The organism is Mesorhizobium sp. M1252 (genome assembly GCF_040318265.1).
Lineage (GTDB): Bacteria > Pseudomonadota > Alphaproteobacteria > Rhizobiales > Rhizobiaceae > Mesorhizobium.
Genome location: NZ_JAMYLX010000001.1, coordinates 682,667 through 703,986 on the forward strand (window position 1 = coordinate 682,667; position 21,320 = coordinate 703,986).

At 61.6% G+C, this 21,320-nt stretch carries 29 protein-coding genes; 17 read left to right on the forward strand and 12 right to left on the reverse strand.

Annotated elements, in window-relative coordinates; genetic code table 11:
* Positions 1 to 17: 17 nt before the first annotated feature.
* Complete coding sequence (locus NKH22_RS03460) at positions 18 to 518, forward strand: hypothetical protein (RefSeq protein ID WP_023690743.1); 501 nt, start codon at positions 18 to 20, stop codon at positions 516 to 518.
* 96 nt (positions 519 to 614) lie between these two features.
* Entirely contained in the window at positions 615 to 971 is a 357-nt protein-coding gene (locus NKH22_RS03465) for a hypothetical protein (protein WP_023669002.1), read from the forward strand.
* 98 nt (positions 972 to 1,069) lie between these two features.
* Here the strand turns inward: NKH22_RS03465 and NKH22_RS03470 are convergent, their stop codons facing one another.
* Complete coding sequence (locus NKH22_RS03470; protein ID WP_198020043.1) at positions 1,070 to 1,246, reverse strand: hypothetical protein; 177 nt, start codon at positions 1,244 to 1,246, stop codon at positions 1,070 to 1,072.
* On the opposite strand from NKH22_RS03470, the gene NKH22_RS03475 reads away from it, so the two are divergent.
* From NKH22_RS03475 to NKH22_RS03520, 10 genes are all read left to right on the forward strand, one after another.
* Entirely contained in the window at positions 1,197 to 2,117 is a 921-nt protein-coding gene (locus NKH22_RS03475; protein WP_352497389.1) for a DMT family transporter, read from the forward strand. The genes NKH22_RS03470 and NKH22_RS03475 overlap by 50 nt on opposite strands.
* Positions 2,118 to 2,124: 7 nt before the next feature.
* Positions 2,125 to 2,757, forward strand: a complete 633-nt coding sequence (gene mobA / locus NKH22_RS03480; protein ID WP_023682493.1) for a molybdenum cofactor guanylyltransferase MobA — start codon at positions 2,125 to 2,127, stop codon at positions 2,755 to 2,757.
* The gene (gene mobB, locus NKH22_RS03485; protein ID WP_352908960.1) at positions 2,754 to 3,257 is read left to right on the forward strand and encodes a molybdopterin-guanine dinucleotide biosynthesis protein B; all 504 of its coding nucleotides are present in this window, start codon (positions 2,754 to 2,756) and stop codon (positions 3,255 to 3,257) included. Before mobA ends, mobB begins: the two co-directional genes overlap by 4 nt.
* 317 nt (positions 3,258 to 3,574) lie before the next feature.
* Positions 3,575 to 4,360: an ABC transporter substrate-binding protein gene (locus NKH22_RS03490; RefSeq protein ID WP_352497388.1), complete on the forward strand. Its 786-nt coding sequence runs from the start codon at positions 3,575 to 3,577 to the stop codon at positions 4,358 to 4,360.
* Between the two features lie 75 nt (positions 4,361 to 4,435).
* Positions 4,436 to 5,152 (forward strand): ABC transporter permease, encoded by a 717-nt coding sequence (locus NKH22_RS03495; RefSeq protein ID WP_023669007.1) that lies wholly within the window; start codon positions 4,436 to 4,438, stop codon positions 5,150 to 5,152.
* On the forward strand, positions 5,149 to 5,979 hold the full coding sequence (locus tag NKH22_RS03500; protein WP_023688511.1) for an ABC transporter permease: 831 nt from the start codon (positions 5,149 to 5,151) through the stop codon (positions 5,977 to 5,979). Before NKH22_RS03495 ends, NKH22_RS03500 begins: the two co-directional genes overlap by 4 nt.
* Before the next feature lie 104 nt (positions 5,980 to 6,083).
* The gene (locus NKH22_RS03505) at positions 6,084 to 6,953 is read left to right on the forward strand and encodes an NAD(P)-dependent oxidoreductase (protein ID WP_023755279.1); all 870 of its coding nucleotides are present in this window, start codon (positions 6,084 to 6,086) and stop codon (positions 6,951 to 6,953) included.
* Positions 6,954 to 6,962: 9 nt separating this feature from the next.
* Positions 6,963 to 7,667 (forward strand): DNA alkylation repair protein, encoded by a 705-nt coding sequence (locus NKH22_RS03510; RefSeq protein WP_023710489.1) that lies wholly within the window; start codon positions 6,963 to 6,965, stop codon positions 7,665 to 7,667.
* On the forward strand, positions 7,627 to 8,211 hold the full coding sequence (locus tag NKH22_RS03515; protein ID WP_023669011.1) for a GNAT family N-acetyltransferase: 585 nt from the start codon (positions 7,627 to 7,629) through the stop codon (positions 8,209 to 8,211). The genes NKH22_RS03510 and NKH22_RS03515 overlap by 41 nt, the downstream gene beginning before the upstream one ends.
* A 46-nt stretch (positions 8,212 to 8,257) precedes the next feature.
* On the forward strand, positions 8,258 to 8,827 hold the full coding sequence (locus NKH22_RS03520; RefSeq protein ID WP_023669012.1) for a DUF3299 domain-containing protein: 570 nt from the start codon (positions 8,258 to 8,260) through the stop codon (positions 8,825 to 8,827).
* Positions 8,828 to 8,875: 48 nt separating this feature from the next.
* Here the strand turns inward: NKH22_RS03520 and NKH22_RS03525 are convergent, their stop codons facing one another.
* The 4 genes from NKH22_RS03525 to NKH22_RS03540 all read right to left on the reverse strand — a co-directional run bounded on the left by NKH22_RS03525 (position 8,876) and on the right by NKH22_RS03540 (position 11,402).
* On the reverse strand, positions 8,876 to 9,367 hold the full coding sequence (locus NKH22_RS03525) for an Lrp/AsnC family transcriptional regulator (RefSeq protein ID WP_023669013.1): 492 nt from the start codon (positions 9,365 to 9,367) through the stop codon (positions 8,876 to 8,878).
* Positions 9,368 to 9,510: 143 nt separating this feature from the next.
* Positions 9,511 to 10,128 carry a uracil-DNA glycosylase family protein gene (locus NKH22_RS03530; protein ID WP_023669014.1) on the reverse strand — a complete coding sequence of 206 codons (618 nt, stop codon included), beginning with the start codon at positions 10,126 to 10,128 and terminating at the stop codon, positions 9,511 to 9,513.
* Positions 10,128 to 10,739, reverse strand: a complete 612-nt coding sequence (locus tag NKH22_RS03535) for a glutathione S-transferase (protein ID WP_023669015.1) — start codon at positions 10,737 to 10,739, stop codon at positions 10,128 to 10,130. Before NKH22_RS03535 ends, NKH22_RS03530 begins: the two co-directional genes overlap by 1 nt.
* A gap of 39 nt (positions 10,740 to 10,778) precedes the next feature.
* Positions 10,779 to 11,402 (reverse strand): thermonuclease family protein, encoded by a 624-nt coding sequence (locus tag NKH22_RS03540; RefSeq protein ID WP_023669016.1) that lies wholly within the window; start codon positions 11,400 to 11,402, stop codon positions 10,779 to 10,781.
* Between the two features lie 75 nt (positions 11,403 to 11,477).
* On the opposite strand from NKH22_RS03540, the gene NKH22_RS03545 reads away from it, so the two are divergent.
* Positions 11,478 to 13,001, forward strand: coding sequence for a sensor histidine kinase (locus tag NKH22_RS03545; RefSeq protein WP_352804960.1), 1,524 nt, complete (start codon positions 11,478 to 11,480; stop codon positions 12,999 to 13,001).
* A 9-nt stretch (positions 13,002 to 13,010) separates the two neighbouring features.
* On the opposite strand, the gene NKH22_RS03550 is transcribed toward NKH22_RS03545, so the two are convergent.
* The gene (locus tag NKH22_RS03550; protein ID WP_352908981.1) at positions 13,011 to 14,009 is read right to left on the reverse strand and encodes a nicotinate-nucleotide--dimethylbenzimidazole phosphoribosyltransferase; all 999 of its coding nucleotides are present in this window, start codon (positions 14,007 to 14,009) and stop codon (positions 13,011 to 13,013) included.
* 187 nt (positions 14,010 to 14,196) lie between these two features.
* On the opposite strand from NKH22_RS03550, the gene NKH22_RS03555 reads away from it, so the two are divergent.
* Positions 14,197 to 14,430 carry a DUF1289 domain-containing protein gene (locus NKH22_RS03555; protein WP_023824914.1) on the forward strand — a complete coding sequence of 78 codons (234 nt, stop codon included), beginning with the start codon at positions 14,197 to 14,199 and terminating at the stop codon, positions 14,428 to 14,430.
* 13 nt (positions 14,431 to 14,443) lie between these two features.
* A complete protein-coding gene (locus tag NKH22_RS03560) occupies positions 14,444 to 15,148 on the forward strand; it encodes a TIGR02281 family clan AA aspartic protease (protein ID WP_023736600.1) in 705 nt (234 codons plus the stop codon).
* A gap of 5 nt (positions 15,149 to 15,153) precedes the next feature.
* Here NKH22_RS03560 and dusA read toward each other — a convergent pair whose 3' ends face one another.
* Entirely contained in the window at positions 15,154 to 16,146 is a 993-nt protein-coding gene (dusA, locus tag NKH22_RS03565; protein WP_352908961.1) for a tRNA dihydrouridine(20/20a) synthase DusA, read from the reverse strand.
* Between the two features lie 128 nt (positions 16,147 to 16,274).
* Between dusA and NKH22_RS03570 the strand changes: the two genes are divergently transcribed.
* Positions 16,275 to 17,426, forward strand: a complete 1,152-nt coding sequence (locus NKH22_RS03570; RefSeq protein ID WP_352908962.1) for a site-specific integrase — start codon at positions 16,275 to 16,277, stop codon at positions 17,424 to 17,426.
* Between the two features lie 96 nt (positions 17,427 to 17,522).
* Here the strand turns inward: NKH22_RS03570 and NKH22_RS03575 are convergent, their stop codons facing one another.
* The 3 genes from NKH22_RS03575 to NKH22_RS03585 form a co-directional block, all read right to left on the reverse strand.
* The gene (locus NKH22_RS03575; protein ID WP_352908963.1) at positions 17,523 to 18,278 is read right to left on the reverse strand and encodes a LysR family transcriptional regulator substrate-binding protein; all 756 of its coding nucleotides are present in this window, start codon (positions 18,276 to 18,278) and stop codon (positions 17,523 to 17,525) included.
* A complete protein-coding gene (locus NKH22_RS03580) occupies positions 18,245 to 18,532 on the reverse strand; it encodes a LysR family transcriptional regulator (protein ID WP_352908965.1) in 288 nt (95 codons plus the stop codon). Before NKH22_RS03580 ends, NKH22_RS03575 begins: the two co-directional genes overlap by 34 nt.
* Before the next feature lie 110 nt (positions 18,533 to 18,642).
* Positions 18,643 to 19,212 (reverse strand): YihY/virulence factor BrkB family protein, encoded by a 570-nt coding sequence (locus NKH22_RS03585; RefSeq protein WP_352908966.1) that lies wholly within the window; start codon positions 19,210 to 19,212, stop codon positions 18,643 to 18,645.
* A gap of 538 nt (positions 19,213 to 19,750) precedes the next feature.
* Between NKH22_RS03585 and NKH22_RS03590 the strand changes: the two genes are divergently transcribed.
* The gene (locus NKH22_RS03590; RefSeq protein ID WP_023669226.1) at positions 19,751 to 20,050 is read left to right on the forward strand and encodes a DUF1236 domain-containing protein; all 300 of its coding nucleotides are present in this window, start codon (positions 19,751 to 19,753) and stop codon (positions 20,048 to 20,050) included.
* 418 nt (positions 20,051 to 20,468) lie between these two features.
* Here NKH22_RS03590 and NKH22_RS03595 read toward each other — a convergent pair whose 3' ends face one another.
* Complete coding sequence (locus tag NKH22_RS03595; protein WP_352908967.1) at positions 20,469 to 20,711, reverse strand: hypothetical protein; 243 nt, start codon at positions 20,709 to 20,711, stop codon at positions 20,469 to 20,471.
* A 211-nt stretch (positions 20,712 to 20,922) separates the two neighbouring features.
* A partial coding sequence (locus NKH22_RS03600) for a transposase (protein WP_352499581.1) occupies positions 20,923 to 21,320 on the reverse strand: 398 nt, incomplete at its 5' end.

The window sequence follows — 21,320 nt, forward strand, 5'->3', positions numbered from 1 at the left end:
AAGCGAGGGGGATTTCCATGCAGCGTGTTTGCCAAACCGGGCTGTCAGCGCTGGTCGTGGCCCTATCATTGGCGACCACAGTGGCGCCCGCAAAGCCGTTCACCTACATCAATGCGCGCTATGGCACGGTGTGCACGTTCCTGAGCCAGATTTTCAGCAAGCCGATGCCTGAGTCCCTCAATGGCGACGGTCGAAAATGGCTTAGCCCCGATGGTGCGAGCTTGTCCTGTTACGGCGGATACAAGCTGACGGAAGATACGCCCGACAGTCTGGTTGAAAAGGAAAAAGCCGACCCTGACTCTGGGGAAAAGGTCACTTACAGCAAAACCGGTAAGAACTGGGCAGTGGTCTCAAGCACCAAAGGCGACAAGATCTTCTATACCCGAATCGTCTTCGAAAAAGAGGATGCAATCCATACAGTCTGGATCGAATATCCCGCCTCGCTCAAGGCCAAGTACGACCCACTGGTCGGCGCTATCGGCGACAGCCTGCATGGGGCTGAGCAACACTGGGAATAAATCGCTCTCGACGCTGCAAACCCGATTTACCGCCATCGCGTTCCGCCCTAAATTTCGGCCTATAGCGGCTCGTCGCTCGGTTTGGGGGAATACGACATGCGCACATTCTTACTTTCTCTTGCAATGCTTGGGTTTGCCGCCGCGCCGGCAGCAGCACAGTCCATCGGCGGCAGCTACACCGTCGCGGGCACCAATTTCGACGGCTCGAAATATGGCGGCGAAGCCACCATCACGCTGACCAGCGAGACCACCTGTACCATCCATTGGGAGACGGGCGGATCATCGTCGGACGGCATCTGCATGCGCAACGACGATGCCTTCTCCGCCGGCTATGTCATGGGCAAGGAAATCGGTCTCGTCGTCTATAAGGTAGAAGATGACGGCTCGCTGCACGGCCTGTGGACCATCGCCGGCAAGAACGGCAGCGGCACCGAGGTGCTGACCCCGAAATGAGCCTGCTGGTCATCCGGCCAGCCCTCTTAGCGATTTTGTGGGCCACGGGTGAAAATCCGTGGCCTATTTCTTTGACGTTGCTGTCTTGCCGCCGGCTGCTACAGGCTTGGGCGGTTCACCGTTTCGCCGAAACGTCGAACCGCTTTATTCTTTGTTTTCACGCAATTCCGGACGGAAAACCGTTTCACACTTTTCTGGAATTGCTCTTGCAAACCGGTAACGCCCTTGCCTCTTTCCCCAAACATTCGCGGCGCGCTGTGCATGATGGTGGCCATGATCGGCTTCACCCTCAACGACGCCATCACCAAGTTCTCGTCGGAATCGATGAACATGGCGCAGGTGATGCTGGTGCGCGGCGCCTTTGCGTCGCTGCTCGTCGGCCTGCTCGCCTGGCAGCAAGGCGCGCTCGCGCGACCGAGGTCGATGCTGCAGCCGCTGGTGACGCTTCGCGTGGTCGCCGAGGCCGGCGCCACCGTCGCCTTCCTTGTGGCATTAGCGCATCTGCCGATCGCCAATGTCTCGGCGGTGCTGCAGGCGCTGCCGCTGGCGGTGACGATGGGGGCGGCACTCGTATTCAGCGAAGCGGTCGGCTGGCGGCGCTGGCTGGCGATCGCGGTCGGCTTTGGCGGCGTGCTGATCATCGTGCGGCCAGGCTTCGAAGGCTTCAGCATCTATTCGCTGTACGCACTCGTCAGCGTCGCCTGTTGCGCAGTACGTGACCTCGCCACCAAGCGCATCCCGAGGGCTATCCCGACCTTGCTGGTGTCGACGGCAACGGCAATCGCCATGACCATCGTTGGCGCCGTGCTGCTGTCGCCGATGGGCGGCTGGACGCCGATGTCCGGCAAAGGCTCGGCACTTTTGGCATTGGCGGCGGTGCTGGTGCTGATCGGCTACCAGTTCATCATCATGGCAATGCGGGCTGGCGACATCTCCTTCATTGCGCCATTCCGCTACACGGCCCTCTTTTGGTCGATGCTGCTTGGCGTCATCATCTTCGGCGATGTCCCCGACCTGCCGATGATCTTCGGCTCCGCCATCATCATCGGCTCCGGCCTCTACGCGCTCTATCGCGAGCGGGTCGCCGGCCGGCAAAAACCCGCAGCCGAAAGCGCTGGACCCGACATGGCGCCGGACGGCATATAGCTTGGCCATGAGCCAAGACATTGCAGGAATTATCCTGGCCGGAGGCCTGTCACGGCGCATGGGCGGCGGCGACAAGACTTTGCTGGCGCTTGGCGGGCGTCCGCTTCTCGACCATGTCGTTGCCCGCCTGGCGCCGCAGGTCGGATCGCTGGCGCTCAGCGCCAATGGTGACCCGGCGCGCTTCGAGGCGGCCGGTCTTCCGGTTCTCGCCGATGCGGTGGAAGGCTATGCCGGACCGCTTGCCGGAATCCTCACCGGCCTCGAATGGGCGGCAGCGAATACCGCTTTCAAGGCATTGGCGACGGCCGCCGGCGACACGCCGTTCCTGCCGGTGGACCTGGTCGAGAGGCTGGCTGCGGCTGTTGACGAGCGACCAGGCTCCATCGCTGTTGCCAGTTCCGCCGGCCGGCAGCATCCGACCTTCGCGCTGTGGCCGCTCGGGCTGCGTGAGGCCTTGCGTCATTTCCTGATCGACGAGGACAACAGGCGCGTCTCCGCCTTCATCGAGCGGCACGACTGTGTCGAAGTGGAATTTCCGTTGCTGACCCACGGCAGTGACGAGATCGACCCGTTCTTCAACATCAACACACCGCACGACCTTGCGGTGGCCGAGCGTCTGTTGCAGAGCATCGGCCCATGAACATCTTCGGCATCACCGGCTGGAAGAATTCCGGCAAGACCACACTGACCGAGAAGCTGGTCACAGAGCTCGTCCGGCGCGGCTGGACAGTGTCGACGGTCAAACACGCCCATCATGAGTTCGACATCGACAAGCCTGGCGCCGACAGCTTTCGTCACCGCCAGGCGGGCGCCACCGAAGTCGCGGTGGTGTCGGGCAAACGCTGGGCGCTGATGCATGAATTGCGCGGTGAGGACGAGCCGACGCTGGAGACGGTCCTGTCGCGGTTGGCCCCGTGCGACATCGTGCTGGTCGAAGGCTACAAGCGCGAGGCGCAAAAAAAGATCGAGACCCGGCGGCGGGAGGCCAAGGACCGCTCGCCGCTGTCGGCGAACGACGGACATATCGTGGCGATTGCCGCCGACTTCGCGGTTACCGGCGAAAGCCTGCCTGTGTTCGATCTCGACGACACGGGAGGGATAGCCGACTTCATCGAGCGCATGACCGGCCTCAAACCTTGAGGTCCCTGCCCTCGCCCGGTTCAGCCGCCCTCTTCAGCCGTTGCATTGTCTAAGCGCGTCGCGCCTGAACGGCCATGCGACGCGCTTCAGGTTGTTTTATTTATGCATGTCGTCGTCCCAAAACCGCTGCGCACTTTTGGGCGACATGCATTAACCCGGCGTCGGCATTGGCTGGACCCGCAAATCCCGCAAGCAACGGTTTTACAGTTGCTTTTCTCCCGAAAACAGTGGGAGTATCGCGCCAGCGGGCGGTCAAAAGCACCGCCCCACAGAGCCGTTCCGGAACGACGGCCGGGAGCCATAAAGAGAGGACTATCATGCGTATTGCACTGCGTATCGCGCTCGCCGCATCGGCTGCGCTGCTGACGCTCGGCGTCGCCCAGGCTCAGGAAACGACCCTGAGAATCGGCACCGAAGGCGCCTACCCCCCATTCAACAACCTGACCTCCGACGGCCAGCTCGTCGGCTTCGACATCGACATCGCCAAGGCGCTCTGCGACGAGATGAAGGTCAAGTGCACCTTCGTCGCCCAGGATTGGGACGGCATCATTCCCGCCCTGCAGGCCGGCAAGTTCGACGCCATCGTCGCCTCGATGTCGATCACGCCGGAGCGCGCCGAGAAGGTCGACTTCACCCACAAATACTACAACACGCCGTCGGCGATCGCGGTACCCAAGGATTCGACCCTCAAGGGCGTGACCAAGGAAGACCTGGCCGGCAAGACCATCGGCGTCGCAACCACGACGACGCATTTCAATTACGCCTCGAAAACCTATACGGACAGCACGGTCAAGGGCTATCCGAGCAGCCCCGAAGAGCAGGCCGATCTCGCCAATGGCCGTCTCGACGCGATCGAGGACGATATCGTCGTGTTGCAACAGTTCCTGGATTCGCCTGATGGCGCCTGCTGCAAGATTCTCGGCCAGCCTTCGCCGCAGCCGGTCGATATCTTTGGACCGGGCGCCGGCATCGCCGTGCGCAAGGGCGAGAAGGATCTGGTCAACAAGTTGAACAGCGCCATCGACGCAATCCGCGCCAACGGAAAGTACAAGGAAATCAACGACAAGTACTTCAAGTTCGACGTCTTCGGCGCCGAGTCCTGATCGTCTGAAACAAGGCGGCAGGGGAAGTTTCCTGCTGCCGCCTTGGCCTGACAGAAGTGGAGACAAGACCCGTCAATGCCAAGCCAGAACATATGGATACTTCTCACTTGGGGACCCGATGGCTGGATTGACGATATTGCCTATGGCGCACTGGTCACCATTGCGCTCGCGCTGGCGACACTGCCGATCGGCCTGACGATCGGCTTTTTCGTCGCCTGGGCAAAACAATCCGAAGAGCCGTCGCTTCGCGTGGCTGCCAACATCTACACCACGGTGTTTCGCGGACTGCCGGAACTGGTGACGCTTTTCCTGTTCTTCTTCGGCATGCCGATCCTCTTGCAGTATGTCATCCGTCTGTTCAGGCCGGAAGCGACGGTCGATGTCGACAGCTTCCTCGCCGGCATGATCGTGCTGTCGTTGATCTTTTCGTCGTATTCCAGCGAAGTCTTCCTGTCGGCCTTTCGCGCCATTCCGAAGGGCCAGTATGAGGGCGGCTATGCGATCGGGCTGTCGAAATGGCAGACGATGCGCAAGGTGATCCTGCCGCAGCTGCTGCGCATCGCCTTCCCCGGCCTTGAGAATTGCTGGCTGAGCCTGCTCAAGGACACGGCCCTGGTGTCGGTCGTCAACCTGGCTGAAACCTTGCGCAACGCCGGCGTGGCGGCCCGTGTCACCAAACATTCCTTCCTGTTCTACAGCGTCGCGGCGATGGTGTTCCTTATCCTTGCCATCCTGTCGTCGATCGCCACCGGCTTCATCCTGCGTTCGCTCGGGAGGAGGGAGGCACGATGAGCGTCGTGACGCGCGCCGCCGTCGACATCGAGAAGCCACCACCACGGGCGCGAGGCTGGCCGCGGGCCCGTATCGTCGGCTACGCGCTGGTCGGCTTCTGGATCCTGTTCGGCATCGGCATCGCCGTCTATCTGGTTTACGCTTGGAATGGCGAATTCTTCGCCAGATACGCGCCGGCCTATCTGCAGGGCTTGGGAACCACGCTTGCGCTGGTGGCCATCTCGATGGTGCTCGGCGCGCTTTTTTCGCTGCCCGTCACCTATGCCCGCATGTCGAAGAACCGCTATCTGTCCGTCCTGGCCTATTGCTACGTCTACTTCTTCCGCGGCACGCCGCTGCTGGTCCAGGTCTATCTCGTCTATTACGGCCTGGGCTCATTCCGGGTGCAGCTCGAATCCGTCGGGCTGTGGTGGTTCTTCCGCGACGCCTTCAATTGCGGTGTGTTCGCCTTCGCGCTCAACACCGCCGCCTACCAGGCCGAAATCCTGCGCGGCGCCATCGAGAGTGTTCCGAGGGGCCAATGGGAGGGCGCTGCTTCGCTCGGCCTGCACAAGCTGCAGACGCTGCGCAAGGTCATCCTGCCCCAAGCGTTTATCGTGGCGCTCCGACCCTACGGCAACGAGCTCGTCTTGATGATCAAGGCCTCTGCCATCGTTGCCATCATCACCGTCTATGATTTGATGGGCAACGCGAAGCTCGCCTACGCCAAGTCCTTCGACTTCCAGGCCTATGTCTGGGTCGCCATCGTCTATCTGGTGATGGTCGAGATCCTGCGCCACGGCGTCGAATGGATCGAGCGACGGATCACCATTCATCTGATCCGCTGAGCGGTCGGCTGTACCAGTCGATCGGCTCATGCGCGTCTTGACGAATTGTGTGCAGTGCCTAGAGCTTGCGCTGACAATTTCGCTTTCATCTGAAGGGCAAACCCATGGCATCTGTGGCATTTCTCGGTCTTGGCGTGATGGGCTATCCCATGGCCGGGCACCTCAGGAACAAAGGTGGCCATGAGGTCACCGTCTACAACCGCACCGCAGCGAAAGCCGAGCAATGGGTTGCCCAGCATGGCGGCAAGCTTGCTTTGACGCCGGCAGAGGCCGCAGAGGGCCAGGATTTCGTCTTCTCCTGCGTCGGCAATGACGACGATCTGCGCTCGGTGACGACCGGGGCCGATGGCGCCTTCGCCGCGATAAAAAAAGGCTCCGTTTTCATCGACAACACCACCGCCTCGGCCGAAGTCGCGCGCGAACTGGCCGACGCCGCTGAAAAGGCCGGCTTTTCCTTCCTCGACGCGCCGGTTTCCGGCGGCCAGGCGGGCGCCGAGAACGGCGTGCTGACGGTGATGGTCGGCGGCGAGCAGGCTGCCTTCGACAAGGCCAGGCCGGTCATCGACGCCTTTGCCCGGATGGTCGGGCTGATGGGGCCGTCGGGCGCCGGCCAGCTCACCAAGATGATCAATCAGATCACCATTGCCGGGCTGGTGCAGGGACTGGCCGAAGGCATCCACTTCGGCAAGAAGGCCGGGCTCGACATCGAGAAGGTCATCGAAGTCATCTCCAAGGGCGCTGCCGGGTCCTGGCAGATGGAGAACCGCCACAAGACGATGAATGCCGGTAAATATGATTTCGGCTTTGCCGTGGACTGGATGCGCAAGGATCTCGGCATCTGCCTCGATGAAGCCGACCGCAATGGCGCGCGACTGCCGGTGACCGCCCTTGTCGACCAGTTCTACAAGGATGTGCAGGCGATGGGCGGCAAGCGCTGGGACACCTCGTCCTTGCTGGCGCGCCTGGAAAAATAAGCGTTCGCAATGGCCGAGCTTTCGCCCCAATCGAGCGCCGATGAGATCGTCGCCCATTTGCGCTCGATCGGCTCGGAGGACAATCGCCGCGGCATGTTGCGCTACGGTATCAAGACCGAGCGCGCGCTCGGCATCTCACATGGCATGCAGCGGCAGATCGCCAAAAAGATCAAGCGCAACCACGAGCGAGCTTTCGAACTTTGGCAGACCGGCATCATGGAGGCGCAGTTCATCGCTTCCGTCACGGCCGACCCGAAGCGCTTCTCAGCCGCGGATGCACGACAATGGGCCGCGTCCTTCGATTCCTGGGATATCGTCGACGGCGTCTCCGATCTCTTCGTCGACACGGACGCCTGGAAGGAGCTGATTGAAGAGTTCGCGGCGGACGAGCGCGAGTTCGTTCGACGCACGGCCTTTGCCATGATGGCGTGGTCCGTCGTGCACCGGAAGCAGGAGCCGGTGGCGACTTTCCTCGGCTTCCTGCCGATCATCGAAGCGCATGCCGCCGACAGCCGCAATTTCGTGAAGAAGGCGGCAAACTGGGCGCTTCGTTCGATCGGCAAGCGATCGTTGGAGATGCACGGCGCTGCCCTTGCCGTGGCCGAACGACTGGCCCAGTCGGCCGACAAGACGGCGCGCTGGATTGGCAAGGACGCCGTACGGGAACTCACCAATGCCAAGATCGTCGAGCGGATCGCCGCCAGAAAAGGCTGACCTAGCCAACGTCCGGTTCACCGAGGTGACGCGGCAGACGCGCGCCGATTTCGAAGGCCTCTTCGAAGCGCAAGGCGGTCCGAAGTATTGCTGGTGCATGGCCTGGCGGCCCCTGCCCGGCCGCCGCGAGCATGTCCAGCACGCCGAGTTGAAACGGGCCATGATGGCGCTTGTCGAGGCCGGTACGCCGGTGGGAATCTTGGCCCAGATTGACGGCAAGACCGTCGGCTGGTGCTCGGTCGCGCCGCGCCAGACCTATCGGAAGCTGACGTCGCAACAGGACGATGACGAGACCGGCATCTGGTCGATCGTCTGCTTCTATGTGCCAAGGGCGCTGCGCGGCGGCGGGCTGGCGGCAGCGCTGCTTGACGCTGCCATAGATCACGCCTTTGCCAAGGGCGCCGGCGTGATCGAGGCCTACCCGGTCGACGAGGCATCGCCGAGCTACCGTTTCATGGGGTTTCGCGGCGTGTTCATCGCTCGCGGGTTCCATGAGGTCGGCATGGCCGGCTCTCGCAGACATGTGATGCGGCTCGAGCGTTGACGCGATCGGCCGCGGCGTCTTTACTCCTGCACAAAGGAAGCGGCCGATGAGCAGTCCTCTCAAATCGACCTTGGCGCTTGCAGCCGCGTTGTTGGTGTTCACCGCTACCAACGCCTCAGGCCAAACCGCGCACATCTTCTGGAAAGATCTGCGTCCTGCGACGCAGGCGGTGGCCGAAGATGCCGGCCTGCCGATGATTGCGGCAAAACTGCCCGATCGTGGCGAGACATTGTCGCTCAACCTGCAGGACAAGATGGTACAATTAGCCGGCTATGCATTGCCGGTCGACCGCGATGGCGACCTCGTCTACCAGTTCCTGCTGGTGCCGTGGACAGGCGCTTGCAGCCACATGCCGACGCCGCCGCCCAACCAGATCGTGCTGGTGACGCCGGCCCGTCCCTACAAGATGTCGCAGGCCTATGAGTCGGTTGCCGTGACCGGCGCCTTGCGGCCCGGCTTGGAGAAGAGCCAGTTGTTCATTCTCGACGGCGTCAGCATCATCCAGTCCGGCTACACCGTACGCAAAGCCGATGTGGTGGCAGTCGACACGGTGCCGGACACGATCACGCTGCCGGTCAACTCGCCCTGGAGTTTCCTCAACAAAAAGAAAAACTAAGCGCCGCCGGCTTGTGCAGCGTCACCGCCCAGTCACGGACAACCGCGCTCAGGCCGCGTTGGCGCCGGATTCCTTGTCCAGCAGCATGTAGTCGAGCGGCATTTCGGTCGTGTACTTGATCTGCTCCATGGCGAAGGACGACGACACGTCGCGGATCTCGATCTTGGCGATCAGCCGCTTGTAGAAGGCGTCATAGGCGGCGATATCGGGCACCACGACGCGCAAGAGATAATCGACGTCGCCGCTCATGCGGTAGAATTCGACCACCTCGGGAAATTCCTGGATGACTTCCGAGAAACGCCGCAGCCATTCATGGCTGTGCGAATTGGTGCGGATCGACACGAAGACGGTGACGCGCACATTGACCTTTTCGTGGTCGAGAATGGCGACGCGCCGCTTGATGACTCCCTCTTCCTCCAGCTTCTGGATGCGGCGCCAGCACGGCGTCGTCGACAGGCCGACTTTCTTGGCGACATCGGCAACCGCGAGCGTCGCGTCCTCCTGCAGGAGGCGGAGAATTTTTCTGTCGAGGCGATCCATTGAGGTGCTCCTGGTGCAGGCCGCGTTCCCTCGGGCGCGACGCGCTTTGGGAATAGATTGGCTATACTCCCTCTTATTTCGACCTTTCACAAGAAAGAAATTCTGCCGGATGGCACAAAAGCGAGTGATATCTTGCTTAAAGTCTAATCTATGCGATAGCGGATTTCCGATCTCAGAAACGGCAGCAAATCCATTTCAAACCATGGATTCTGCTTCCGCCATCCTGAGTTGCGCCATGACGGGTGTGGCAGCGGCAGCACTTTCAGGCTGGCCGGCGCATCCCAGATGGTGCGCCAGTCCTTCACGGTTTCGGTCAGCGACGGCCGGCGCGTGGCGCCCATATGCCAGGATTGCGCGTAGGAGCCGATTGTCAAAACGAGGTCGATCTGCGGCATCAGCGCCATCAGCGGCGCGCGCCAGGCCAGCGCGCATTCTCGGCGCGGCGGCAGGTCGCCGCCCTTGGCGTCCTGGCCGGGGAAGCAGAACCCCATTGGCACGATGGCGAATTTATCCGTGTCGTAGAATTCCTCGCTTGTCACGCCCAGCCAGCTTCGCAAGCGGTCGCCGGACGCGTCGGTGAACGGCATGCCCGACAAATGCACCTTTGTGCCTGGCGCCTGGCCGGCGAGCAGGATGCGGGCACTGGATGATGGCAGCAGCACCGGGCGCGGCTCGTGCGGCAGTGGCCTGCCGACCGGAGTGTCGACGCAGATGCGGCAGGCGCGGACCTTTGCCGTCAAGCGTTCGAGTTCCGCCTCCATCAGGCGGAAGCGCTCGGACGGCTCGAGACGGCGCTGTACCAGCGCAGCACGTTGGTGCACTCGTCCGGCACTTTGATGCGCGCCGGTTTCATGAAATCCATGGCGATCATGCCGGTGATATCGGCGATCGAATAGGCGTCGCCGGCGGCGAATTCGCGGTTTGCCAGTTCGGGGTCGAGCAGTTTCAGGAATTCGACCGCTTTCGCCTTGTTGGCCTCGCCCCATTGGGGGATCTGCGGAATTTCCCATTCCTTCATCGCCGGATGGATGTGGCGAAAAGCCTGGGCGACGCAGCTGAGCAGATTGAACTCCATGCGCCTTTGCCACATCTCGACCTTGGCCCTGCCGAGCGCGCCTTGCCCGAACAGCGCCGGTTCGGGATGCAGTTCCTCGAAATAGCGGCAGATGGCGACGGATTCGGTGAGGATGGTACCGCCGTCGAGCTCGAGCACCGGCAGCCGCTGCAGCGGGTTGCGCGACCTGACCGGCTCCTGCTTGTGCCCCATCGCACCCATGTCGACCGGCACCAGCGGCACTGCGATGCCCTTTTCGGCGAGGAAAACCCGCACGCGCCGCGGATTGGGGGCGCGGCCGCCGTCGAACAGTTTCATGCTTATCCTCCCGATCTGGTCCTTCAACTATAGTGCTCGTCACCAGAAGCGAAACATCTCTCGCAAGGCGTCACCGACCGAAGCCAGGGTGCCGTGCTTTCTTTCGAGCGGGCCGCCGTGGTGGCTTTCGCGCCAGTCTTGCGGCTCATCGAACGTGCCGGCCCAGATGCCAACCTTGCCGGCGCGGGCAATGGCCTGCTCGGTGTCGAAATCGCCATAGGCAATGGCCCAGCCGGCCTCAACCTGGGCCCGGTTGAGATCCTTGCCGCCGGCCTTGCAATCGCCGAGCAGGCGGCCGTAGCGGTCGCGCTGCCAGCCGCTGCAGGTCACCGGATTTCCTGATATCAGCCGCACCAGCGCCTGGCGCGCCAGCCTGCCGCAGGCGTAGTCTGCGCCATCCCTACGGCAGATCTGCTGGTATTCCGGAGCGTCGATGCCGCGCATGCGGATACGTTCGGTGCCAAGAGTGAGTGAATCGCCATCGTTGACGATCGCCACCCCTTGCGCCTTGCGCGTCTCGAAACGGTCGAGGCGTGCGGCGAGCAGGATCAGCAGGCCGAGCAGAATGACCGTCAGCGCGTAATCCAGCAGCTTGCGCCACAGGCTTCGCGGCGGCGGCGGATAGTATCGCCGGCGCGGCCTTGGCGACCACGAACGGCTCATATGGCAAACAGTCTCTTAATCATTCGAACGTAGCTTAACGAATTGAGATCGCTGCGCGCATAAATCGAAGTTTCCATGCCTCTGCTACGCTCGAACACAGCGGATAAATTCATTGTGGACCGCCGGAAACCGCACCGCAACAGCGATGTGGCGCGCGCGGTGCGCAAGACGCGCGACCGTCTTTCGCAGCAGGTTGGCAATCTCGACTTCGACCGTGAACTGCTGAAGCTGCATGCCGGGACCATGGTGCGCGGCGCAGCCGTCATCCCACTGCTGGTGTTGGCGGTCGCGGCGGCCGGGCTGCTGGCCGGTGTGGACAAACAGATCAGCGTCTGGGCGCTGTTCACCCTGATCTGCTATTCGATCGTCGCCTTCATGGCGCGCCGCGTCGAGCGCACCGAAGCCGCCGAGCTCAATCCTGTTCACACCCGCAGGGATTTCCTGATCGGACATTCGCTGTGCGGCCTCGGCTGGGCGTGGTTCGCATGGCTCGGCTGCGCCACCTGCCAGATCGACCAGTTCCAGGTGGCCAAGGCGGTGGTGCTGCTGCTGGCCATGGCGACGACCGCTATCATGGCGTCGTCCTTGCGCGGCTCGCTGCTTGCCACCTTCGTCGTTCCGGTGGCGGTCTATGCCTATGCCGAAACGAAATTTTGGGTGCCGGTCGGGACGATCATGGTCGCCCTGCTGGTCGCGGCATTGCCGTTCTTTGCCTACATCGCGCGCCATCTCAACCGCTCGTCGCTGATACTTCTGTCCTTCCGCTCCGAAAAGGATGCGCTGCTCGCCGAGGTGGAGACCGCGAAATCGATGTCGGACGAAGCTCGTCGGCGGGCCGAAGACGCCAATCTGGCGAAGTCGCGCTTCCTTGCTTCGATGAGCCATGAGCTGAGGACGCCCCTCAACGCCATTCTCGGGTTTTCCGAGGTGATGGCCAATGAAGTGCTCGGGCCTATGAGCAACCCGACCTATCGCGACTATGCCCGCGACGTGCACGATTCCGGCCAGCATCTGCTCGACCTGATCAACGAAATCCTCGATCTGTCGCGCATCGAGGCCGGCCGCTATCAGCTCAACGAAGAGCCGGTGATGCTGCTCAACATCGCCGAAGATTGCTGCCACATGATGGAATTGAAGGCGCGCAACAAGGACATCCGCATTGTGCAGGATTTCGAAAGTGCCCTGCCGCGGCTGTTCGCCGACGAGCGCGCGGTGCGGCAGATCACGCTCAACCTCCTGTCCAACGCCATCAAATTCACCGCCACCGGCGGCGAAGTTCGCGTGCGCGTCGGCTGGACGGCGGGCGGCGGCCAGTACATTTCGGTCAAGGATAACGGGCCGGGCATACCGGAAGACGAAATCCCGATCGTGCTGTCCGCCTTCGGCCAGGGCTCGATCGCCATCAAGAGCGCCGAACAGGGCACCGGGCTCGGACTGCCGATCGTGCAGGGCCTGCTCGCCATGCATGGCGGCGAATTCGAACTTCAGTCGAAATTGCGCGAAGGCACCGAGGCAATCGCCATTTTCCCGCTCGCCCGAGTGATGGAGGAACTGCCGGCGCTGCCAACCAAGACCGTGGCGGCGGCCCGCCGACGTTGACAGCTTGTTCTAGGCTTTGACCGCCGCCGCCATGCCCGAACTGGTAAGCGCCGCCGCCTTGACCAGACCGGCGGCAAGGGCGGCCCCTACCCCTTCGCCGTGGCTGATGCCGAGATCGAACAGCGGCCTGAGGCCGAGCCGCTCGGCGGCAAGCCTTTGGCCGGGTTCGGGCGACTGGCTGGCCAGCAGGCAATGGTCGAGCGCACCCGGGTTGGCGGCATGCAGCACGGCAGCGGCAGCGGTCGCGGCGAAGCCGTCGAGCAGCACCGGGATTTTTTGCATCCGGGCGGCGAGGATGGCGCCGGCAATGGCCGCAAATTCGCGGCCACCGACCCGGCGCAGTGCTTCCAACGGGTCCTTCAGAGCCGCACCATGGAAGGCGACGGCTGCATCGACTACATCAGCCTTGCGCGCCTGCATGGCCGCGTCGGCACCGGAGCCGGGGCCGACCCAGTCGGCGCCGCTGCCGCCGAACAGGGCGGCGCACAAGGCCGCCGCAACGGTGGAGTTGCCGACGCCGAGATCGCCAAGGCAAATCAGATCGGCGCCACCGGCGATGGCTTCCATGCCGAAGGCCATGGTGGCGGCGCAGCCGCGTTCGTCGAGGGCGGCGTCCTCGGTGATGTCGGCGGTCGCAATGTGCAGCGCCAGGTCGAACACCTTGAGGCCAAGATTGTAGGCGACGCAAATCTGGTTGATTGCCGCACCGCCGGCGGCGCACAGCTCAACGGCGTTTGCGGTCGCAGCGACAGGGCGCGGCGAGATGCCGTGGCGGGTCACGCCATGGTTGCCGGCGAAGATCGCCACCAGGGGCCGGTTCACCGCCGGCGGGGCGCGCCCGCTCCAGGCAGCAAGCCAGGCGGCGATGTCCTCGATGCGGCCAAGCGAGGCTTTCGGCTTGTCGGCCTTGGAAAACAGGGTGCGCACCCTGTTTTCCGCGACTGTATCGGCAGGCGGCAGGCTCGCCAGCAGATTGCGAAAGTCGTCGAAGGGCAGCGCGCTGGTCATGTCGGTCCTGATCATTCCCTGTGGTTGATCAGCGGCATAACCGCCTTGCCCGGCCGGCACAACTCCCCTCGACATTGGCGCGAAAGCGGTTGCCCGCGCCGCATTCCGAAGGGCTTGCATTGGCTTTGCCGTTGCACCATGTGGAGATGGAACGAGGGATTCCGGACGGAACCTTCAAGAGAAAGTCATGACGGCCATCGAATCCCCGTGCATCCTGGTCTGTTCGATCGACATGAAAACCGGCTTCTGCTTCGGCTGTGGCCGCACGCGCGATGAAATCGGCGCCTGGATGGGGATGACGCCGGAGGTACGCCGCAGCGTCATGGCCGAGTTGCCGGCCCGATTGGAAACGGTCGAGCGCAGGCCGCGCCGGGAAACACGCCGCAGCCGCATGGCGCGCGAGCGCGACGTCCTCTCTTGAGGCGGCAGGTCCAATGAACCGACTGTTCTGGATCGTGATGGCGGCAATCGGCCTCGGGCTGGTGCTGCTGATGATCAACAACGACGCCGGCAGCACGTTCGGCATCGAGAATTACGATTTCAGCCGTCTGGTCTGGCTGGGGGCGATCGGCTTGCTCGTCAGCGCCGGCCTTGTCCGGTCCGGCAGGCCGCTCGGCGTCATGGCCCGCAATCTCGGCACGTGGGCCCTGATCGTGCTGGCGCTCGTCGCCGGCTACCAGTACCGCTACGAGTTGCAGGATTTCGCCAGCCGGGTGACGGCGGGCCTCGTTCCCGGCAGCCCGCTGGAGCTCGGCGTCGAGGACGGCCATGCCACCGTGACCCTGGACAAGGCCGACAGCGGCCATTTCGAGGCCCGCATCACGATCAACGGCGCGCCGATCCGCACCGTCGTCGATACCGGCGCGACCAGTACAGTGCTCACCGCCGAAGACGCGCAGGCGGCCGGCTTCAATCCGGCAGCGCTGAGCTTCACCGTCCCGGTCTCGACCGCCAATGGCATGGCGCGCGCCGCTTCGGTGCGCACCGACGAACTGGCGATCGGCGGCATCGTGCGCAGGAACATGCAAGTCATGGTCGCCGCGCCCGGCGCGCTCAGCCAGAGCCTGCTCGGCATGAATTTCATCGGTTCGCTGTCGGGTTTCGACGTGCGCGGCAACCGGATGATTCTGCGCGACTGAACTGCTTAAGCGGCCTTTTCAACACGGTCGAAATCGACGGCAGCGAACGCTGCCTTCAGCACATCCGGTCCGGCGCCGGGTTTCGTCGCGTCGGTGGACAGTATCTGCCGGAAGCGGCGCGCGCCCGGCAGGCCGTGGAACAGCCCGACCATGTGGCGGGTGACGTGGCCGAGCCGCCCGCCCTGCTCGATATGCCGCGCCGCATAGTCGGCCATCGCGTCGATCAGCGCGGCAAAATCGTAGGCGCCGGCCTTGCCGCCGTAGAATGCCGCGTCGATGCCGGCCAGGATGCCTGGCGTGTGATAGGCGGCGCGGCCAAGCATGGCGCCATCGACATGATCGAGGTGGCGAGCCGCCTCTTCGAGCGATTGAACGCCGCCATTGATGCCGATGAATTTGTTCGATTTTCCCGCCTTGAGGCGATAGACCCTGTCATAGTCGAGCGGCGGGATGTCGCGATTTTCCTTCGGGCTCAGACCCTCCAGCCAGGCCTTGCGCGCATGCACCCACAGCGCGTCGGCGCCGGCCGCGAAAACGCCGTCGGCCAGCGCGTCGAGCGCGGGCTCCGGATCCTGCTCGTCGACGCCGATGCGGCATTTGACCGTCACCGGGATTTTCACCGCCGCCTTCATCGCCGCCACACAATCGGCGACGAGGTCAGGCACTTTCATCAGGCAGGCGCCGAACGTGCCGGACTGGACGCGGTCGGACGGACAGCCGACATTGAGATTGATCTCGTCGTAACCGAAGCCCTCGCCGATGCGCGCCGCCTCGGCCAGCTTTTGCGCATCGGAGCCACCGAGTTGCAGTGCCACCGGATGTTCGGTCTCGTCAAAACCAAGCAGCCGCTCGCGCGTACCATGGATGACGGCGTCCGCCACCACCATTTCGGTGTAGAGCAGCGCACGCCGCGTCAGCTGGCGGTGGAAGAACCGGCAATGCCGGTCGGTCCAGTCCATCATAGGCGCAACGGAAATCCTATTGGCTTGATTTATCACGCTTTTTCTCGTATTTTCAGGGCCTTAAAACGTGCACACGTTCGCCGTTTGTACGACACGATATCCGTCAGTTTTCGCATTTTGTACCCCTCCCTGTGCACACAGCGTGCACGAAAAAGAGACCACCCATGGCATCCATCAACAAGTTGGCTTCCGGCAAGTGGCGTGTGCAGGTTCGCTGCAAGGGCCACTACCTCAGCACCAGCTTCTCGCTCCGCAAGGACGCCGAGATGTGGGCGCGCCGAATTGAGCGAGAAATCGACCTGGGTCAGAAGCCTGCTCCCAAGCACAAGGACGGGATCAAAACGGTCTCCGACCTGATCGACCTGCATATCGCCGATATGACGGAGGTTGGCAAGTTGATCGGGCGTTCGAAGGCATTCAGCCTGGACCTGCTACGAGCCAGGCTCGGAAGGCTCAACATCGCGGATCTCAGTCGCGAACAGGTCATAAAGTTCGGCAAGGAACGAGCCGAGGAAGGCGCCGGACCTGTCACCGTTGGAATAGACATCGGATACATCCGGACATTGCTGGTGCATGGCGCGGCTGTGCATGGACTGCCTTATTCAGCGGACCCGGTGGAACTTGGTCGTGTCGCCCTCGCCCGCTTGGGTCTTGTTGGCAAGGGCAACGAACGCGATCGGCGGCCGACACTTGGCGAGATAGAGGCCCTGATCCGGTACTTCAGAGAAAACAACTTCCAGATTATCCCCGTCGACAAGATCATCCGCTTTGCGATCGCCACCGCCATGCGGCTCGGGGAAATCTGCAACGCCACGTGGGAGGACCTGAACGACCGCAACAACACCCTGCTGATACGAGATCGCAAGGACCCACGCCACAAAAAGGGCAATCACATGCGTATCCCGCTCCTCGATGTGAGTGGTTACGACGCCCGCGCGATCCTCGAAGAGCAGCGTTTCTCCACTGAGGGAAAGGGACGCATCTTCCCCTACAATGGGAAGTCGGCCGGAACCGCCTTCCGACGTGCCTGTCATGAACTTAAGGTCGAGGACCTGCACTTCCACGACCTGCGTCACGAAGGCACAAGCCGCCTGTTTGAAGCTGGCTTCAGCATCGAGCAGGTCGCCATGGTCACCGGGCACAAGGATTGGAAGATGCTCCGCCGCTATACCCACTTGAGGCCGGAGCAACTTCATGTGATCGCGTCGAGGCTTCAACAGACACCGCCACATACGGAGTTGCGGCAATCGGCTAATACCACTTTGCCAGACATCCGCCGTTGCTGGGAGGACAACGACGAATCCAGGATGGATTGAGCGATGTTGTCACGGGTCGCAAGGATTGGAAGAAGTTGCGTTGATATACGCATCTCAGCCGGAAACCCTGCACACGATCCGAACTGCGAGGGCAGCCTAGCCGACCGCCAGTAAATTGGCGCTTCCTAAGGAAACCGCAGGCGGCTCCGTGGAAAACGCAGCGATAATCGCCTCGAGCGAGACATTCAATGCGCTGGAAAAAGTCCGGCCCTTCTGCCAAATCGCGACGTAGTGATAGAGCGCGGACGGTTCCACCGGTTTTGCTTCGAGGTTAAACGCTGCGTACTCACGCACGATGATCTCATTGGTTATCGAAATGCCCAGGCCAGCCGAGACGTATCCGGCTTCGTGACCGTTGCAATCGAATTCCACCAGTATGTCCGGCTCAACGCCAGCGAAGCGCAAGGCATTGAAGTTCATCTGGTGGGCGGCGAACTGCGGATCGATATCGACGATCGTTTCGCCTGCCAGATCGTGCGCCTCGATACAGGCCTGTTTTGAAAAGCGGTGATCGGGATGAAAGATGCATACGTTTCGTGCCGACCCGAGCGGCGCCCATTCAAACAGGCTTGGGTCCAGGGGCAATCTCGAGATCCCGAGATCCGCCCGCCCAGCCAGGATGTGCTCGCCGATCTGCTCGTAGCTTCCCGAAATCGACCGGACATTCGAAGCGCTCTGTGAGTGGATGATCGCCACGACCTTGGGCAAGGTCACGAAACCGAAAACAGAAGGCGCGGCAATCGCGATCCGCTGCTTTTCCTCATTCTTCATTGCGAAGATCGACGCTTCCAGCCGATCCAGCGACGTCAGGGCAAGTTCTACGTTTCGCAGGAGTTCCCAGGCTTCCTGCAAGGGGACGATGCGGTTGGCTGATCGCTTGAACAGTGTGATGCCGAGATGGTTTCGAGTTGCTTCACATGTTGACTGACGGCCGGCTGGCTTATCCCGAGCGCAACTGCTGCTCGCCTTGTCGAACCGGCCCGCAAGACTTCCCGGAAGACCTTCAGTTGACGGAGCTTGAGGTCGCTCTGCAACAATTCCATTCCTTGCGCGCCTTTCGCTGACACGCCCACCCGGGAAGCAGAAATTGCCATCCTGAGGAGCATCTAACCGCCTCAGTATATAACGGCGCGTTATAGATAAAATAATAAAAATTATAGATTGAGTGTGTAATTTCAAGCGCTAGAATTAGCTAAAATCTCAAATTAACTCCAAATTACAAAACAACCGCGTTGATAACGGCCAGGACAAGTGTCCCGAACGGCAACTGTGCGTTGATGAGGTTGCCTAGGGCCGAAATCGCCGTGCTCGCGACTAGAGAGACGAGCAACATGAAGCCAAGTGCGGTGACCAGTCCCAGACTTACCGCACGTGCGCGCACCAGGCGAGACAACGAACTGCCCTGCGCTTCGACCTTCCATATCATGTTCAAAGACTGCTGTATTTCGCCGAAGACCCCGGAAGCGCTCACAAGCAAGGTGATGATGCCAATCACCGCCGCCCAGGTGCCGCCGGATGGCTTTTCGGATGCGCTCTTCAGTGCGGTTTGAAGGATATTTGCGCTTTCTGTACCCATCATCCCTGTGATTTGGGCGGACAATGCCGCTTGGGCTGCCTCGTGACCGAATGCGAGACCCGCAATTGCAACCACGATGAGCAGAATTGGCGCCAACGATGTTGTGGCATAAAAAGCGATTGCTGCGCCATGGCTGAGAGCGCTGTCGTTGACGAACCCAACGACGGCTTCTCGCACCATTGCCCATGCATTTGTGATCGCGCGATGCATTTTGCGCCCCAGTCGAATTGGCGTTCACTAGCAATGCACCAGCACATCTGATGTTCCGTCCTCAGCGGGAGCAGGCAACGTCAATGACTATGTCTCATCCCGTAGCGTTGCGCGCCCCGCCTGCTGAAGGAGCAGGCCCAGCGCACGGTAAAATAGAGGATTCGCCAGCCGCTCACGCAACTCGCGAATCCTATCAGCGCAGGAAGGGACCTGGCTGCGCCGATCAAGACATGTCACCTAAGGACGACCGCCATTACCAGAAAGGTAACGGCTGTTGCAAAAATCGGTGCGAGCAACCATCGCGCCTGGCCAACACTTTGATCCATTTGTTCTCTCCCGTTGTGGAGAACCAACAACCTGAAGCCCTAATCCGTTCCGCCTAGTCCAAAGGTAAGACCATTGCGTTGTACGGTCGGACTTTAGCCCAATCGGGTTAGACAAGGGTGCGTAGGCGGGAACGTTTACCCCGGTTCAAAGTTGGTTGCCGGGCAGTGCGGGACGATGATCGTCGTGTGCCGGTCCTTGCAGGAGAGAAGATATGAAGATGCACTTTGTGAACACCGCCGCAGCCATGTTGCTCTTGGCGGGGATCGGCTCCGCCGCCGCTGACGACATTATCATCCAGCCGGAACAGGACACGGTCATCCGTGAGTATGTCAAGAAGCAGCCCTTGGCTTCGGTGAACCTTCCCGGCGTGGAATTGAACGTCGGGACAGCTCTGCCGGAAACCGTTGAGATCCATGAGGTCCCCAACGTCAAATACCGTTACGTGGTGGTCGACAACCGCACGGTTCTGGTCGATCCGGGCACCCGCAAGATTGTCAAGGTCTACGACTGAGATTTCGAAAACCCACGCTCGCCATCCGTGGGTGGCGAGCGTGTGCATTTAAATCACTACTCAGCCGGACAAATGAATATGACGAACCCTGAACTCGAGACGACGCAAGCCCCTCGTCGCCCGCTTGGCTGATCTCCAGGCAAGAATGCAAGCAGGCACGGCTTCCCGGAGCCGATGTAACAACCTTCCGAAAGGTTGCAGCCATGATCGATGACGGCCGCGGCGACGAGCTGATCGCAGCATCGTTCCTAGTCGGCAACACGGTTGAGTGACTGAGCGCCCCATTCACTGCAGCGGCGCAACGAGGTCCATCTCATAACTTGTAAGCCAGGCCTACCCGAACATCATTTGTTGAGGTCTGCGTCCCGGGTTGCAAGCGCGTGTCCGTTAGGCGCGCTGTGTTGCCGTCGGCTACTCTCTAAAAACCTTTCACCATCCACGGATCGGTGTCGTATCCGAGGCGCGGTTTTTCCGGCGTTCCACCGGCCGGCAATTTGGCGGTTCCGGTCGGCCTGCAGTCCAGCTCGAGCACCTGCTTCTTGGCCGAGTGCTTCGTAGAGCAAAGGTCCGTGGCGTCACTCACCACCACCTTCTTCTCCTTGGCTATAGCAACACCAGTCCCAGCGATCACGATCGCCGCGCAAAACACAGCAACTCTCATCATACTCCCCATTGCGCCTCCCCAAAAGGCTGAGCATGACGTTACGGCACTTTTAAATTAGCGCAAGCGAATGTTATCTTGCCTAGTCCCCTTCACATCGGCTCTGGTCTCCTCCCGTTTGCTGCCGGCGCCTTGTCAAGTTTCCCAAGTCCCGTGACGATGAACGGTTGTGTGCGTCAAGTTCTGCAAAATGGGGCGGCCATGATGCTGGTCATGCGGCTTGGCGCAGAGCGAGCTTCTTGTGCTCGCGCAGGTCGTCCATATTGATGTATCGGTTGGCCTCCATCCAGTTTTCATTGGTCTCGACGGCCAACGCCCTGACCAGGCGCAGGCAGCTTTCGGTGTTGGGGAAGATGCGCACGACATAGGTGCGCCGGCGGATTTCCTCGTTGAGCCGCTCCAGCATGTTGGTGGATTTGAGATGCTTGTGGTGCTGTCTCGGCAGCCTGAAGAAGGTCAGGGTTTGTTCGATGGCATCCTCGGCCCAGCCTGTCAGGCGCGGATAGCGTGCCGACCATTTGGCAAGCCATGCGGCAAGATCAGCCCTGGCCTCTGCGAGATCGCGCCGGTCGTAGAGCCAGCGCAATTCCTGCAGGCAGTCGTCGCCGT

Bases quoted from the DNA above. Each gene is read 5' to 3' on its own strand.
- NKH22_RS03460 (WP_023690743.1), top strand. From the start codon at position 18: ATGCAGCGTGTTTGCCAAACCGGGCTGTCAGCGCTGGTCGTGGCCCTA.
- NKH22_RS03465 (WP_023669002.1), top strand. From the start codon at position 615: ATGCGCACATTCTTACTTTCTCTTGCAATGCTTGGGTTTGCCGCCGCG.
- NKH22_RS03470 (WP_198020043.1), bottom strand. From the start codon at position 1,246: ATGGCCACCATCATGCACAGCGCGCCGCGAATGTTTGGGGAAAGAGGC.
- mobA (WP_023682493.1), top strand. From the start codon at position 2,125: ATGAGCCAAGACATTGCAGGAATTATCCTGGCCGGAGGCCTGTCACGG.
- mobB (WP_352908960.1), top strand. From the start codon at position 2,754: ATGAACATCTTCGGCATCACCGGCTGGAAGAATTCCGGCAAGACCACA.
- NKH22_RS03490 (WP_352497388.1), top strand. From the start codon at position 3,575: ATGCGTATTGCACTGCGTATCGCGCTCGCCGCATCGGCTGCGCTGCTG.
- NKH22_RS03495 (WP_023669007.1), top strand. From the start codon at position 4,436: ATGCCAAGCCAGAACATATGGATACTTCTCACTTGGGGACCCGATGGC.
- NKH22_RS03500 (WP_023688511.1), top strand. From the start codon at position 5,149: ATGAGCGTCGTGACGCGCGCCGCCGTCGACATCGAGAAGCCACCACCA.
- NKH22_RS03505 (WP_023755279.1), top strand. From the start codon at position 6,084: ATGGCATCTGTGGCATTTCTCGGTCTTGGCGTGATGGGCTATCCCATG.
- NKH22_RS03510 (WP_023710489.1), top strand. From the start codon at position 6,963: ATGGCCGAGCTTTCGCCCCAATCGAGCGCCGATGAGATCGTCGCCCAT.
- NKH22_RS03515 (WP_023669011.1), top strand. From the start codon at position 7,627: ATGCCAAGATCGTCGAGCGGATCGCCGCCAGAAAAGGCTGACCTAGCC.
- NKH22_RS03520 (WP_023669012.1), top strand. From the start codon at position 8,258: ATGAGCAGTCCTCTCAAATCGACCTTGGCGCTTGCAGCCGCGTTGTTG.
- NKH22_RS03525 (WP_023669013.1), bottom strand. From the start codon at position 9,367: ATGGATCGCCTCGACAGAAAAATTCTCCGCCTCCTGCAGGAGGACGCG.
- NKH22_RS03530 (WP_023669014.1), bottom strand. From the start codon at position 10,128: ATGGAGGCGGAACTCGAACGCTTGACGGCAAAGGTCCGCGCCTGCCGC.
- NKH22_RS03535 (WP_023669015.1), bottom strand. From the start codon at position 10,739: ATGAAACTGTTCGACGGCGGCCGCGCCCCCAATCCGCGGCGCGTGCGG.
- NKH22_RS03540 (WP_023669016.1), bottom strand. From the start codon at position 11,402: ATGAGCCGTTCGTGGTCGCCAAGGCCGCGCCGGCGATACTATCCGCCG.
- NKH22_RS03545 (WP_352804960.1), top strand. From the start codon at position 11,478: ATGCCTCTGCTACGCTCGAACACAGCGGATAAATTCATTGTGGACCGC.
- NKH22_RS03550 (WP_352908981.1), bottom strand. From the start codon at position 14,009: ATGACCAGCGCGCTGCCCTTCGACGACTTTCGCAATCTGCTGGCGAGC.
- NKH22_RS03555 (WP_023824914.1), top strand. From the start codon at position 14,197: ATGACGGCCATCGAATCCCCGTGCATCCTGGTCTGTTCGATCGACATG.
- NKH22_RS03560 (WP_023736600.1), top strand. From the start codon at position 14,444: ATGAACCGACTGTTCTGGATCGTGATGGCGGCAATCGGCCTCGGGCTG.
- NKH22_RS03570 (WP_352908962.1), top strand. From the start codon at position 16,275: ATGGCATCCATCAACAAGTTGGCTTCCGGCAAGTGGCGTGTGCAGGTT.
- NKH22_RS03580 (WP_352908965.1), bottom strand. From the start codon at position 18,532: ATGCTCCTCAGGATGGCAATTTCTGCTTCCCGGGTGGGCGTGTCAGCG.
- NKH22_RS03585 (WP_352908966.1), bottom strand. From the start codon at position 19,212: ATGCATCGCGCGATCACAAATGCATGGGCAATGGTGCGAGAAGCCGTC.
- NKH22_RS03590 (WP_023669226.1), top strand. From the start codon at position 19,751: ATGAAGATGCACTTTGTGAACACCGCCGCAGCCATGTTGCTCTTGGCG.
- NKH22_RS03595 (WP_352908967.1), bottom strand. From the start codon at position 20,711: ATGAGAGTTGCTGTGTTTTGCGCGGCGATCGTGATCGCTGGGACTGGT.